The organism is Guyparkeria hydrothermalis (assembly GCF_023555385.1).
Taxonomy (GTDB): domain Bacteria; phylum Pseudomonadota; class Gammaproteobacteria; order Halothiobacillales; family Halothiobacillaceae; genus Guyparkeria; species Guyparkeria hydrothermalis_A.
Map to the genome: position 1 here is coordinate 1,252,938 of NZ_JAJSED010000001.1, position 12,855 is coordinate 1,265,792.

Sequence of the window (12,855 nt, forward strand, 5' to 3'; positions counted from 1 at the left end):
GTAAGAAAAAGCCCCGCCACTGGCGGGGCTTTTTTTGTGTCCGGCAATCCTGTTCCGGCCGCCTAGCCGAGGGCCTCGAAGCTCGCGATCAGATCGAACAGCTCCGCGTCGATACCGCTCTGCCGCTGGTGATGAAAGCGCGTTTCGAGCCGTTCGAGCATGTCCTCGATATTGCGATCGGCCCGTTGCATGGCCGCCAGGCGAGCCGCGTTTTCGCTCGCCAGCGACTCGGCACAGGCCCGGAACAGCGTCACAAACAGATACTCGCGCAGCAGGGCCCGCAGGGTGTCTCCCCCCTCCCCCATCACCTCGGGCAGGTTGTTCGTCGGCCATGGCTGATCCCTGAGTGAGACGAGCCAGTCACGATCCAGCGGCAACAGTCGCCGGTGAGTCGGCTCGAACGGGGCATCGCCGCCCGGCCGATTGTGGAACAAGTGCAGTTCGGTTGCCTCGGTATCACCCAGCTGATCCTCGTTTGCCAGCAACAGGCGGCCAACCAACTCGCCGACCCCGTGGACGCCAGCGGGCACGTCGAAGCGCCCCTGCACCGCCAGGCCAAGATCCAGTAACCGCGCCTCCACACGTTCGCCGACCGCCCACAGATGCAATGTGTCGCCCTCTCCTCCGAGGCGACGCCCGGCGACGGCCGCGATCCGCTCGTTGAACTGGCCGGCCAGCCCCTGATCGGACCCGAACACGATAGCCACCCGCACCCTTTCGCCTCGATTGCCCGCCGGTGCCGGAACCGCCTCGCCAGCCTTGCCCCTCAACGCGGCCGCCAGCCCCAGGGTGACCGTCCGGTGGTAGTCCTCCAGGGCACGCACCGACTCCTCGAACTGGCCGATACTCGATGCCGAGAGCGCCTTCATTGTCTGCACGACCGATTGCAGGTCACGTGCGCTCTCTATCTGGTGACGCAATGCCAGCATGCCTGCGGTCACGAGGTCGTCCCTTCCTGACTGTCCTCCGGGTTTACCGCAATCGATGCCACCGCATCCCGCGCCACCTCGATGATGCGTGCATGCTGCTCCGCCGTCACGACCTCCCCCGCCTGCAGACGTCGGCGCAGGGCCTCCGGCAGGTCCGTCACGGCCGCCCGCAACGCGTGCTCGGCCTCGGGCATCCGCTCCAGAGGCACTCGTTCGAACAATTGCTCGTTGAGCGCCATCAGCACTACCAGTTGCTCGGCCACGGGCACCGGGCTTGCCTCTGGCTGTCTCAGGCTGGCCCGAATGCGTCGACCGTGATCGATTCGGCGCCGCGTGTGCTCGTCCAGCCGCGCACCGAAACGGGCGAAGGTTTCCAGCTCCTCGAACTGGGCGTAGGCGAGCTTGAGAGCTCCGGCTTCGCGACGGAATGCCTTGAACTGTGCCTTGCCGCCCACTCTGGAAACCGACTTGCCCACGTCGACTGCCGGCAGCATGCCGAGCTCGAACAGCGACGGCGACAGGTAGACCTGCCCGTCGGTGATCGATATCAGATTGGTGGGAATGTAGGCCGAGATGTCCTGCGCCTCGGTCTCGATGATGGGCAACGCGGTCAGGGAACCGCCACCCTCCTCCTCGCGCAGGTGAGTCGCCCGCTCGAGCAGCCGCGAGTGGATGTAGAAGATATCGCCGGGAAAGGCCTCGCGCCCCGGCGGCCGGCGCAACAGGAGGGAGAGCTCACGGTAGGCGCGCGCATGCTGGGTCAGGTCGTCGTAGACGATCAGCACATCCTGCCCTTCGGCCATCAGGTGCTCGGCTATGCTGGTGGCCGCATAGGGTGCGATGTAGGAAAGTCCCGGCGGGCCGTTGCCCTCGGTCACCACGACAGTGGTGTATTCCATCGCCCCATGCGCACGCAGCGTGGCAACGGCCTTGGCCACCGACGCCGTGCGCTGCCCGATCGCGCAGTAAAGGCAGAAGACGTTCTTGTCGCGCTGGTTGAGAATGGTGTCGATCGCTATGCTGCTCTTGCCCGTCTGGCGGTCGCCAAGGAGCAGCTCCCGCTGGCCGCGGCCTATCGGGATCATGGCGTCGATCACCTTAATCCCGGTCTGCAGCGGCTCGGCTACCGGGGCGCGATCCATAATCGCCGGCGCGGGACGTTCGATCGGCAGACGACGACTACCACGCGGCGCCGGCCGATCGTCCAGCGGCCGGCCCAGCGGGTCGATGACACGCCCGATCAGCTCCTCGCCAACCGGCACATCCATTACCCGGCCGGTTCGTTCCACCTCGTCCCCCGCCTGGAGCTGCCAGTGCTCGCCGAGCAGCACCACCCCGATCTCGTCGGCATCGACGTTGAACGCGATGCCCATGACGTCGCGCGGGAATCGCAGCAGTTCCTCGTAGCCGACATTCGGCAATCCGGTCACCCGCGCGATACCCGCCGACGCACTGCGCACGTGACCGATTTCACGCACGCCGATCCGGGGCGCGAACGAGTCGCAGGCCTCGCCAAGACCACGCAGACCCTGCTCGAGTTCGTTGGCGAGCAGCTGGTCGGGCGCCGTCATGGCGACGGGGCCTCCGTGGCCGGGCGGTCGCCGTCGCTCCTTTCCCCGACCTCCCCGTCGAGCCGTTCGGCCAGATGGTGACGCAGGGCCCGGAGATACTCGTCGATGCTCCACCCCAACTTCTCACCGTCGGTGGCCAGTTCGATGCCGCCGATGATCTCGGGGGCGACCTCGAAACGCACCGAGGCCTTCAGGACCAGGATGTCTGAAAGGGACTTCTGGAGACGTTGCCGCTGCTCGTCGGACAGCGGGAAAGCCGTGCGCAACCGGACCGCGTCAGCCTCTCCCGCCAGTTGCTCGGTCAGACGCTGCCGCTCGCCCTCGTCCAACGACGTCAGCCGCTCGAGGAACACCGACGTCATTGCCTCCTCGAGGTCACGATGGGCAAGATCACGCAGGGCCCGCCGAGTGATGGCCAGGACCTGTTCGCGGGCCTCGCGCATCAGTTCGTCCCCCAGACGCTCCTGCTCCCGTTTTAACGACTCGATCTGACGCTCGCGAAGCTGTTCGGCAGAGCGCCGCGCCGCTTCCATCAGGCGGTGATGCTCCTCGCGCGCTTCCTCGGCCACCTCTTTAAGCCGCCGGTCGCGCTGCCTTTCAAAGTCGGCATTGCGTTCCTCGAAAGTCTCGCGTTCGCGTTCGGCCTCGGCTCGCGTTGCATCCGCCTCGGCAAGTGAATTACTGATGCGCTTCTCGCGGGCGTCGATCGCCTCCAGGATCGGGCGATACAGGAAGCGCTTGAGCAGCCATACCAGGACCGCAAAGTTGATCACCTGGGCGGCGACGGTGTACCAGTCGACCAGCATCGATCAGCCACCCGTCGCGGCGAGAAAGTGGTTCCAGAACGGATTGGCGAACAAAAGGATCATCGCGACCACGAAGCAATAGATGGCGGTCGACTCGATCATCGCCAGGCCGACGAACAGCGTCCGCGTGATAGTGGGGGCGGCATCCGGTTGCTGTGCCAACGAGGTCAGGGCGGTGGCAACTGCACGCCCCTCGCCCAGCGACGGCCCCAGTACGCCGATTCCCAGCGTCAGGCCGGCGGTGACGATGGAGACCACCGCGATAATGGTCATGCTGTCCATGGTTTCCCTTCTCCCCTTGATGACTGTCAGCGATCGGTGTCGGTCCGGTGCACCCGCGTGGCCGCCGCGATGTAGACAGCAGCCAGAATGAAGAAGATATAGGCCTGTACCATCCCGGTAAGCAAGCCGAGCGCCGTCATGACGACCGGGAACAGGAACGGCGTGATCGTCAGCAGGATGCCGATGATCATCGCCCCGCTCATCATGTTGCCGAACAGGCGCACCGCCAGCGCCAGTGTCCGCGAGAACTCACTGATGACGTTGAACGGCAGCATGATGGGGGTCGGCCGGGCATACGACCGCAGGTAGCTGCCCACCCCCTGTTCGGCGATGCCGTAGAAAGGCACGGCGACGAATACGCTCAAGGCCAGCGCGGTGGTGGTTGACAGCGAGCCGGTGGGCGCCAGGTAACCGGGAATCATGGTGCAGAGTGCCGAGACGGCGATAAACAGGAAGAGTGTGCCGAGAAACCCCACGTGCTCGCGCGGACTATCAAGACCGACGTCATCAAGCTGCCGCTCGATCTGGATAACGATGATCTCTAGCAGGTTCTGCCAGCGCGAGCGCGCCTCGCCGCTCGACAGCCGCGAGGTGATCAGCCATGAGCCCAGCACCAGCAACAGCATCACCGCCCAGGTGAACAGGATGGTCGCGTTGAGCTTCAACCAGCCGGCCTGCCACAGCACGATCTCGTCGGGGCTTAGCTGCACGATCGACTCTCCTCGCCCATCTTGGCGGGAGCCTGCTGCCGGCGCGTCCAACGTGTCACCAGCCAGCGGGCGACCAGGAAACCGGCCAGGCAGGCGACCAGTCGTCGCCAGTCGCCAGCCGAGATCAGCCAGAAGCCCCCGGCCGCCACAGCAAGGCGCAGGACCATGCTGCCGATGAATAGCAACGCTGGGTGACGTGTGATCACCCCACGCTGGACGGTCCACCACAGTCCGCCGAAGAAGAACAGCCCCAGCGCGAACCCGGCAATGACGGCCAGCGGCAGGGCCAACAGATCATTCATCCGCATCCTCCCCGATCGAGTCGATTGCCTGACGTTCGCGACTGACCCAGCGCCAGGCGTTGAGGCAACCGAGCATCAGGCCGGCCACAATCAGTGCCAGCGTCCAGGAAAATGGTGCGGGGTAGTGCCCGTCGAGCCACAATCCGGCAAGTGCACCCAGCAGGGTCGGCACCGCCACGGACCAGCCGACCAGCCCCATCATGCCCAGGCCGAACCAGACACCGTGAGTGGTGTCGCGCTGGGCAGCCAGCTTGCGCGCTGCCTTGGCACCCACGGCACGGCTGAAGTCGTTGCCGTCGTTACGGTCGACCTCTCTCTCATCGCGCCCCTCAGTCATGCTGGAACTCCGCCAATCGTCGGATCAGGCCGCTCTCGAGTTTCTCCATCACCGACCGGACGCTCCGCTCATGTTCGTCAAGGCTCATAAAGCGCGCCTCGACGGCCTCGCGCAGCTCGCCAAGGTCGGCACCGGCGAGCGCATCACGCACCGACACCCGCACTTCGCGGCCTGTCTTGACCAGCACACCTTCATCCACCGCCACATAGTTCTCGCCCTGCTCGAGGGTTTCGACGACCAGTATGCCGGGAGGCAGGGCGGCCACCCCGTCCCGGCGACGAGGCAGGATGCCGAACGCGCCCGAGCGCCCCTCCGCCACGATCCGGACCACATCCGATCGGTCGAGGAAGACAGCGAAAGGCAGCAGGACCCGCAATGTCATCGCTCGCCTCGCCATGGCCTCACCCCACAGCGGCCGGCGAGCCGGCGGGGCGGGCGGACTCGTCCGACTCGTTCTCGGCCTTGTCGTAGGCCTCGTCGACCGGGCCGATCATGTACAGGGCGCTTTCCGGCAGGTCCTTGAATTCGTCGGCGAGGATGCGCTCGCAGCCGTCCAGAGCCTGCTCAAGCGATACCAGCTTGCCCGGCAGGCCGGTGAAGGCCTCGGTGGTGAAGAACGGCTGAGTAAGAAATCGCTCCAGACGCCTTGCCCGGTCCACCACGCCGCGATCGCTGGCCGAAAGTTGTTCGAGCCCGAGCATCGCGATGATGTCCTTGAGTTGCTCGTACTGCGCCAAGGTCTGGCGCACCTCGCGGGCAAGCCGGTAATGGCGCTCGCCGATCACGCTGGGCGTGGCCATCTTCGAGCGGGACTGCTGCGGATCGATCGCCGGGTAGAGCCCCTCGCCGGCACGCTTTCTCGACAGCACGATTGAGGCCGACAGATGCGAGAAGGTGTGTACGGCGGCCGGGTCGGTGAAGTCGTCCGCCGGGACGTACACCGCTTGGATCGAAGTGATCGCGCCGGCGTCGGTGTTGGCAATGCGCTCTTCCAGGCCGGCCAGTTCCGAGCCCATGGTCGGCTGGTAACCGAGCCGAGACGGCATCTGCCCCATCAATGCGGAGACCTCCGAGCCGGCCTGGATGAAGCGGAAGATGTTGTCCATCAACAGCAGCACGTCGCGGCGCTCGTCGTCGCGGAAGTACTCCGCCAGGGTCAGGGCCGCGTGGCCAACGCGGAAACGGCTACCGGGCGATTCATTCATCTGGCCGAAGATCATCACCATGTCGTCGAGCACGCCGGCCTCCTTCATCTCACGATAGAGCTCCTCGCCCTCGCGGCAGCGCTCGCCAACACCGCAGAAGATGCTCACGCCTTCCTGGTGGCCGATCATGTTGTGGATCATCTCGGTCAGGAGCACCGTCTTGCCCACGCCCGCCCCGCCGAACAGGCCGGCCTTGCCGCCGCGCTCCATCGGCATCAGCACGTCGATGACCTTGATGCCAGTCTCGAAGATTTCGGCCCGCGTGGAACGCCGCTCCAGAGGCGGTGGCGCACGGTGCACCGAACGCCAGTCCACGCCTGTCAGTGGCGGACCGCGGTCGATGACGTTGCCGAAGACATCCAGCATGCGCGACAGTACCGGCCGTCCCACCGGCGCCTTCAGCGGCCCACCGGTATCGGTGACCGTCGATCCGCGCGCCAGCCCCTGTATGGGCGTGAGGGCCACACCGCGCACGCGGGCATCGCCGCTCTGCATCAGGACCTCGATCACGATCTCGCCCTCGTCTCCGGCGCGCAGCAAGCTGTACACCGGCGGCAGGCGGCCCTCGAAGCGCACCTCGACAACACTGCCGCGCACGGACACCACCACGCCACGATTCGGCTCGTCCATTGCTCGATCGCTCTCCGGAACCAGATTCAACGCCTGTTCATGGAGAGTAGGTGATGGCCGGGCGAATCGCAGCCTGCCGCGAACAAAAGAAAACCCCGCCGGGTGGCGGGGTTGTCATGGCATCGACCGTGCTTCGTGGCGATCAGCCCATGAAACCGAGGATCGCGTTGCGCACCGAGTCGAGATCGGCGTCGATGGTGACCATGGTGGCCTTGTCGACGCCCGGCATGTCGCCGGTGCACTGGCCGATGGCGGTATCCGGGTCCTTCAGGCCGTTGCCGGTCAGAGTCAGGACGATGCTCGAGCCGTCCTGGATCTTGCCGGCCTCGAGGTCGTTGATCAGGCCGGCCAGCGAGGCGGCGGAGGCCGGCTCGCAGAAGATGCCCTCGTGCTGGGTCAGCATGCGCTGGGCGGCCAGGATCTCGGCGTCCGAGACCTCGGCGAACCAGCCACCGGACTCGTCCATCACCTTCCAGGCGCGGTCCCAGCTCTGCGGATGACCGATGCGGATAGCGGTGGCGACGGTGTCCGGATCGTCGACCATCTCGCCGCGCATGAACGGCGCCGAACCGCTGGCCTGGTAGCCGACCATCTTGGGTCGGTTGCCGCCCGAACCGCCGCCGGCGAACGGGCACTTGCCGTTGCAGTAGGCGCAGGACTCGGTGACCTCGTCGCCCGAGGCGGCCGAGAACTCGCAGTAGCCGATCCAGTGCGCGGTGATGTTGCCGGCATTGCCGACCGGCAGGCAGTGGTAGTCCGGCGCGCGACCCAGTTCCTCGATGATCTCGAAGGCGGCGGTCTTCTGCCCCTGCAGGCGGTACGGGTTGACCGAGTTGACGATGGTCACCGGCGCCTCTTCGGCGACTTCCTTGACCAGACGCATGCCGTCGTCGAAGTTGCCCCGGATCTGCAGGATGGTCGCGCCGTACATCATCGCCTGGGCCAGCTTACCCATGGCGATCTTGCCGTCCGGGATGATGACAAAGGCGGTGATGCCGGCACGCGCAGCGTAGGCCGCGGCCGCCGCCGAGGTGTTGCCGGTCGAGGCGCAGATGATCGCCTTGGAGCCCTCCTCGACGGCCTTGGTCACCGCCATGGTCATGCCGCGATCCTTGAACGAACCGGTCGGGTTGAGGCCCTCGAACTTGACGTAGATGTCCACCGAGCGGCCCAGCACCTTGGGCAGGTTGTGCAGCCGGATGAGCGGCGTGGCACCCTCGCCCAGGCTGATCAGGCGGGTGTCGTCGGACAGCGGCAGACGGTCACGATACCGGTCGAGCAGACCGGTGTAGCGGCTTTGATGCGTCATGGAGATCTCGCTTGGATGACGCGCCGCCAGCGCGGCCGTGTGAACGGCGCACCAGGCGGCGAGCTGGATGATTTGCGGGCATTTTACCCTGCCAGCGGGCGACTGTCAGGGGGCGGATTCCTCGGGTGGCAGACTCAGCCGGCCGCGACGCGGCAGAGCATGCAGTCCTCGCCGCTGAGGATCTGCTTGAGCACCTTGCGTACCCCGCGCATCGAGTTCGACAGGGTCTTCTCGATTTCCGCCATCGAGACGATATCGCCATCGTGAACGCCGGCGGCCCAGTTGGCCACCACGTTGAGGCTGGCGTATTCGATCTCGGCCTCGCGGGCCAGCACCGCCTCGGGCATGCCCGTCATGCCCACCACGTCGCAACCGTCGCGTTCCAGACGGCGAATCTCAGCGGCGGTCTCGAGCCGTGGTCCCTGCGTGGCCCCGTAGGTGCCACCATCGGCCATCGGGATGTGGAGCGCCTTCCCGGCGGCAAGAAACGCCTGGCGCAGCGACTCGTCGTAGGGGTAGGTGAAGTCCACGTGGGTCACCGATTCGAGATCGCCCTCGTAGTAGGTCGACGGCCGCCCCCAGGTGTAGTCGATCAGCTGGTCGGGCACGACCAGCGATCCCGGCCCCATGTCGGGGTGAATACCACCGACGGCTGCCACGGCGAGGATGCGGCTGACGTTGAGCTCGCGGAGCGCCCAGATATTGGCGCGGTAGTTGATCTGGTGCGGAGGGATGCGGTGGTTGTAGCCGTGACGAGGCAGAAACACCACATCGCACCCCTGCAGCCGGCCGATGGTCACGGGCCCGGAGGGCTCGCCGAACGGCGTCGAAACCATCTGGTGGCGCACGTCTTCGATGCCTTCGATCTGGGACAGTCCAGTCCCGCCGATGATTGCCAGATGCACGTCAGCTCCTCCCGAAAGGGGTTACGCCGGGCTCACGCGCCATCGGGCAGCGCGTGAATACCGGGCAGATTCCGAAAGTAACCATGGTAATCCATGCCCTCGCCGAAGATGTAACGGTCCGGCACCGGCACACCGATGAAATCCGCCTTCAGGCCCGCCACCTTGCGGTCATGCTGCTTGTCGGTCGCCACGGCGATCCAGACCCGATCGGCACCCGCATCCAGGCACCACTCACGCACCGCGGCCAACGTGTGGCCCTCGTCGAGGATGTCGTCGACCAGGAGCACCTCGCGACCGGCCAGCTCGATGTCCGGCTGTGCCAGCCACTTGAGCGCCCCGCCGCTGGTCGCACCCCGATAGCGGGTGGCATGCAGGTAGGAGAGCTCCAGCGGAAAGTCCAGCATCGGCAGGATCTGGCCGGCACTGACCAGCCCGCCGTTCATCAGGGACAGCACCACGGGCAGGCGCCCGGCAAGGCGAGCGTTGATGGCATCCGCCAGCCGGGCGTACGCCGCCTGCATCTCATCGGGGGTGATCAGACAGTCGCAGCGGGCGAGCAGCCCCTCGAGGTCCTCGGAACGCTGCCGCCAGGAAACCGGATCTTGCATGGATAAGGAAACCAAGGTGTGGGTCGAAGGATACGGTTCAGGCCCGATCGGGAAACAGATCGGGCTGATCCACGCCGAGCCGCTCGATCCACTGCCGAGCCTCGGCAAGGCGGGGCGAGCGGGCTAGCCGCTCTTCCGACGGCACCGGACCATGGCCGAACATGCGTGCCAGACGCGCTTCGCGCTGCGGGCTGGCGACGAATTCGAGCCGCTTCTGCACGCGATCGACCAGCTCGGGATGGTTGCAGATCAGCGCCATGTCGACACCGGCGGCGAGGCACTGCTCGACCCGCTGCTCGATCTCGCCGACTGCGGAGGCGGCCGCCATGGTCAGGTCGTCGCTGAACACCGCTCCCTCGTAGCCCCACTGCTCGCGCAGGATCTCGCGCACCCACACCGGGGAGAAGCCGGCCGGGCGCTCGTCGACCTCGGGGTAGATCACGTGGGAGACCATCAGTCCCGGGATCAGACGCTCGGCCATGGCCCGGAACGGCCGCAGGTCGGTCTTCTCCATGGTGGCAAGCGAGCGCGTGTCGACGGGATGAGCGATATGCGAGTCGGCCGCCACCGCCCCGTGGCCGGGGTAGTGCTTGCCGACCGCCGCCATGCCCGCCTCACGCATGCCGCCGGTCCAGGCAATCGCCAGGGCGATCACGGCCTCGGGACGCTCGTCGAAGGCGCGATCACCGATCACGCCGCTGATGCCTCGGTCGAGATCGAGCACCGGCGCGAAACTGAGGTCCACGCCGACTTCACGCAGTTGGGTCGCCATCAACCAGCCCAGCGAACGGGCTGCCTCCAGCCCCGCCTGGCGGTCCTTGTCGAACAGGTCGCCAATGCGGCCCATCGCCGGCAGCGGCAGGAATCCGTCTTCCTTGAAGCGCTGAACGCGCCCTCCCTCCTGATCGACGGCGACCAGCAGGTGCGGCCGACGCAAGGAACGGATCTCCTCGATCAGTGCCTTGAGCTGTGCTCGGCTTTCGAAGTGGCGGGCGAACAGGATCACGCCCCCCACCGAAGGGTGTTGCAAACGTCGACGATCGGCGGCAGTGACCTCCGGGCCGACCAGATCGATCATGAGGGGACCAAGTGCCGTCATGGCTATGTCCTTAGCAGGTTCGGTTGAGAATCAGCCCGGGTGGTCTTCTCGGGCGTGGCGTTGCCGACGAGACCGGCCGTTGTTGCTCAGGAGCGCCTTTTCCGCAAGCGCTCCAAGGTAAACGTAGAGCCCCAAGGCGACCAGCAACGCGGCTGCCGCGAATACCATCAGGGTGGCCACCGCGCCCTGATCGGAGTAACCCATCGAGACCTTGAACATCGTCAGCAGGCCCTCGATCAGGATGGCGACCAGGATGGCGGCAACGAAGCGGGTCATGGTCCGTCGCACCGTGCTGTGCCGGTGGACGTCCTTCTCCATCAGGACCTCCTCCTCGAACACCGTCTTGGCGAGATCGAAGATCGCCATCGCCAGGGTGAGCACGACGATCACCTCGAATGGCTTGAGCCTGAGCTCCGCCGCCCAGCCGGGCTGCATCAGGGCACCGACCAGTTCGCTCATGCTGCTGTAGAACAGCACCCCGGCAACCAGCAGCATGGCCGCCGCGAACAGCCCATAGAGGACGCGGAAGAACGGTTCGATGCGACGACGCAGCGTATCGCCGAGCAGGAAGCTGATCATCGCCTCGAGATCCACGTCGATGACCAGATAGCCCACCCGTCCCTGGTGCTCGATGCGCAGGGTCGCCGAGATGCACAGATCCCGCGAAGCCGAGGACAGGTAAGGCTCGGTCAGGTGAACGTGCTCCTCGTCGGACTTGTAGAACTTGAAGTACGGCCGCTCGCTGCGATCCATGCCCTTGCCGCGTCCCATGGCCCGGTTGACGTGGCCGGTCTCGTCGGCGCCGAACTCGGCAATTTGCACACCCTCCTCGTCGAGCAGGTAGACCAGATCGACGAACGGATACAGTTCGATCAGCTTCTCGGTGACCGAATGCAGCGCAGACTGGTCGGTAAGCAGTCGCGGCTCGCCGATGCCGGTGATGATCGATTCGATCAATTCTCGGATCGAGCGGGACTGCTCGTGATAGCGGTCAATGGTGCTGATGTAGTTGGCCGAGTGCATGGCTTCCCTGATTGAGGTAGGTGAACGCTCCGGTGGGCAGTGTAACCCGAGCCGGGCCGGGGCCTCGCGCAAAAAAAGAGGCGCCCGATTGGGCGCCCAGCAAGGAGGAGTCAAAGAGCACCAAACGGGTCACGTCTACATTGGAGATGGAAGAACGTGTCGTGTTGGCAACCCACCAGCAGCGAGAAGCATGCCAAGTCCACGTGACAGGCTGATGGCAACCGGGAAACCGCGAACTGGCGGGGTTTCCCGTATCGCGCCTCGAGCCGTGCCACGCGGGGAAGCCGAACGGCTGCGCCTGCACCGTTGCTCCAAGATGGGGCAGCGCGATGAGCGCCGCCCAACGGTGGGTCGCCCTAGCCCAGCCGGCGAGCGAAGAATTCGAGGGTCTTCTGCAGGGAGTCGCGATCGGCGGCGTGGTCATAGGCCAGCGGCAGGCCGAACCGCGCCGCCTTATCGTCAGCGCCGGGGTTGGTGAAGGCGTGACTGACACCCGGATAGCGAATGACCTGCACCTCGGCGCCCGCCTCTCGCATCTCCTCGGCGACCCGCTCGACCTCGTCCGGGTCGGCCATGGGGTCTTCCTCGCCGGTAAAGATCCAAGTCGGCGTGTCGACCCGGCCGGCAACCGGCGCCAGACCGCCGATGCCGGCATGGAAGGTCGCCAGTGCATCATGATGGACGCCTTGGCGTGCCATGCTCAGGCCCACCGAGCCGCCGAAGCAGTACCCGATCGCGCCGAGACGCTCGGCATCGACTCGGTCATGGCGCTTGATCGCCTCGATCGCGAGCCGGTAGCGACGCTTCAGCGCCTCGAAATCCGACAGGGCCCGGTTCATCAGTTCGGTGGCCTCGTTGGCATCCTCGGTCAGCTTGCCGTCGCCGTAGAGGTCGATGGCGAAGCCCACATAACCGGCCTCGGCCATGTCGCGGGCACGCTTTTCCATGTAGGCGGTCCGCCCCCAGAACTCGGGCACCACCAGCACGGCCGGTCGCGGTCCGGCGGCATTGGCATCGAAGGCGACCATGCCCTGCATGCGCAGATCGTCACCGTGGTACTCGAGCTCCTGGGTCTTGATCTCAGCGGCCATGCCGTTCTCCTTAGATTCAGCACCGTGGGAACGACGCTCCCCCCGGCT

15 protein-coding genes are annotated in these 12,855 nt (G+C 65.9%); all 15 read right to left on the reverse strand.

The annotated features are described in order from the left end of the window. Positions 1 to 62: 62 nt before the first annotated feature. The 15 genes from LV476_RS05705 to LV476_RS05775 all read right to left on the reverse strand — a co-directional run bounded on the left by LV476_RS05705 (position 63) and on the right by LV476_RS05775 (position 12,807). A complete protein-coding gene (locus tag LV476_RS05705; protein ID WP_250074288.1) occupies positions 63 to 941 on the reverse strand; it encodes a F0F1 ATP synthase subunit gamma in 879 nt (292 codons plus the stop codon). After that, complete coding sequence (locus tag LV476_RS05710) at positions 938 to 2,500, reverse strand: alternate F1F0 ATPase, F1 subunit alpha (RefSeq protein WP_250074290.1); 1,563 nt, start codon at positions 2,498 to 2,500, stop codon at positions 938 to 940. Before LV476_RS05710 ends, LV476_RS05705 begins: the two co-directional genes overlap by 4 nt. Further along, positions 2,497 to 3,306 (reverse strand): F0F1 ATP synthase subunit delta, encoded by an 810-nt coding sequence (locus tag LV476_RS05715; protein WP_250074292.1) that lies wholly within the window; start codon positions 3,304 to 3,306, stop codon positions 2,497 to 2,499. The genes LV476_RS05710 and LV476_RS05715 overlap by 4 nt, the downstream gene beginning before the upstream one ends. Positions 3,307 to 3,309: 3 nt before the next feature. Continuing rightward, the gene (locus tag LV476_RS05720; protein WP_250074294.1) at positions 3,310 to 3,588 is read right to left on the reverse strand and encodes a F0F1 ATP synthase subunit C; all 279 of its coding nucleotides are present in this window, start codon (positions 3,586 to 3,588) and stop codon (positions 3,310 to 3,312) included. A 26-nt stretch (positions 3,589 to 3,614) separates the two neighbouring features. Then, positions 3,615 to 4,298 carry a F0F1 ATP synthase subunit A gene (locus LV476_RS05725; RefSeq protein ID WP_250074296.1) on the reverse strand — a complete coding sequence of 228 codons (684 nt, stop codon included), beginning with the start codon at positions 4,296 to 4,298 and terminating at the stop codon, positions 3,615 to 3,617. Further along, entirely contained in the window at positions 4,289 to 4,600 is a 312-nt protein-coding gene (locus LV476_RS05730) for an ATP synthase subunit I (RefSeq protein WP_250074298.1), read from the reverse strand. Before LV476_RS05730 ends, LV476_RS05725 begins: the two co-directional genes overlap by 10 nt. Then, entirely contained in the window at positions 4,593 to 4,937 is a 345-nt protein-coding gene (locus tag LV476_RS05735; RefSeq protein ID WP_250074300.1) for an AtpZ/AtpI family protein, read from the reverse strand. Before LV476_RS05735 ends, LV476_RS05730 begins: the two co-directional genes overlap by 8 nt. Beyond that, the gene (locus tag LV476_RS05740) at positions 4,930 to 5,319 is read right to left on the reverse strand and encodes a F0F1 ATP synthase subunit epsilon (RefSeq protein ID WP_250074302.1); all 390 of its coding nucleotides are present in this window, start codon (positions 5,317 to 5,319) and stop codon (positions 4,930 to 4,932) included. Before LV476_RS05740 ends, LV476_RS05735 begins: the two co-directional genes overlap by 8 nt. A gap of 19 nt (positions 5,320 to 5,338) precedes the next feature. Continuing rightward, the gene (gene atpD / locus LV476_RS05745; RefSeq protein WP_250074304.1) at positions 5,339 to 6,772 is read right to left on the reverse strand and encodes a F0F1 ATP synthase subunit beta; all 1,434 of its coding nucleotides are present in this window, start codon (positions 6,770 to 6,772) and stop codon (positions 5,339 to 5,341) included. 142 nt (positions 6,773 to 6,914) lie between these two features. Then, on the reverse strand, positions 6,915 to 8,081 hold the full coding sequence (gene thrC, locus LV476_RS05750) for a threonine synthase (protein ID WP_250074307.1): 1,167 nt from the start codon (positions 8,079 to 8,081) through the stop codon (positions 6,915 to 6,917). 134 nt (positions 8,082 to 8,215) lie between these two features. Next, positions 8,216 to 8,986 (reverse strand): S-methyl-5'-thioinosine phosphorylase, encoded by a 771-nt coding sequence (locus tag LV476_RS05755; protein WP_250074309.1) that lies wholly within the window; start codon positions 8,984 to 8,986, stop codon positions 8,216 to 8,218. Between the two features lie 32 nt (positions 8,987 to 9,018). Further along, a complete protein-coding gene (locus LV476_RS05760; protein ID WP_250074311.1) occupies positions 9,019 to 9,594 on the reverse strand; it encodes a hypoxanthine-guanine phosphoribosyltransferase in 576 nt (191 codons plus the stop codon). A gap of 37 nt (positions 9,595 to 9,631) precedes the next feature. Then, positions 9,632 to 10,693 (reverse strand): beta-N-acetylhexosaminidase, encoded by a 1,062-nt coding sequence (nagZ, locus tag LV476_RS05765; protein ID WP_250074313.1) that lies wholly within the window; start codon positions 10,691 to 10,693, stop codon positions 9,632 to 9,634. 30 nt (positions 10,694 to 10,723) lie between these two features. Further along, positions 10,724 to 11,716, reverse strand: a complete 993-nt coding sequence (locus tag LV476_RS05770; protein ID WP_250074315.1) for a general glycosylation pathway protein — start codon at positions 11,714 to 11,716, stop codon at positions 10,724 to 10,726. 356 nt (positions 11,717 to 12,072) lie between these two features. Next, complete coding sequence (locus tag LV476_RS05775; protein WP_250074317.1) at positions 12,073 to 12,807, reverse strand: dienelactone hydrolase family protein; 735 nt, start codon at positions 12,805 to 12,807, stop codon at positions 12,073 to 12,075. Between the last annotated feature and the right edge of the window lie 48 nt (positions 12,808 to 12,855).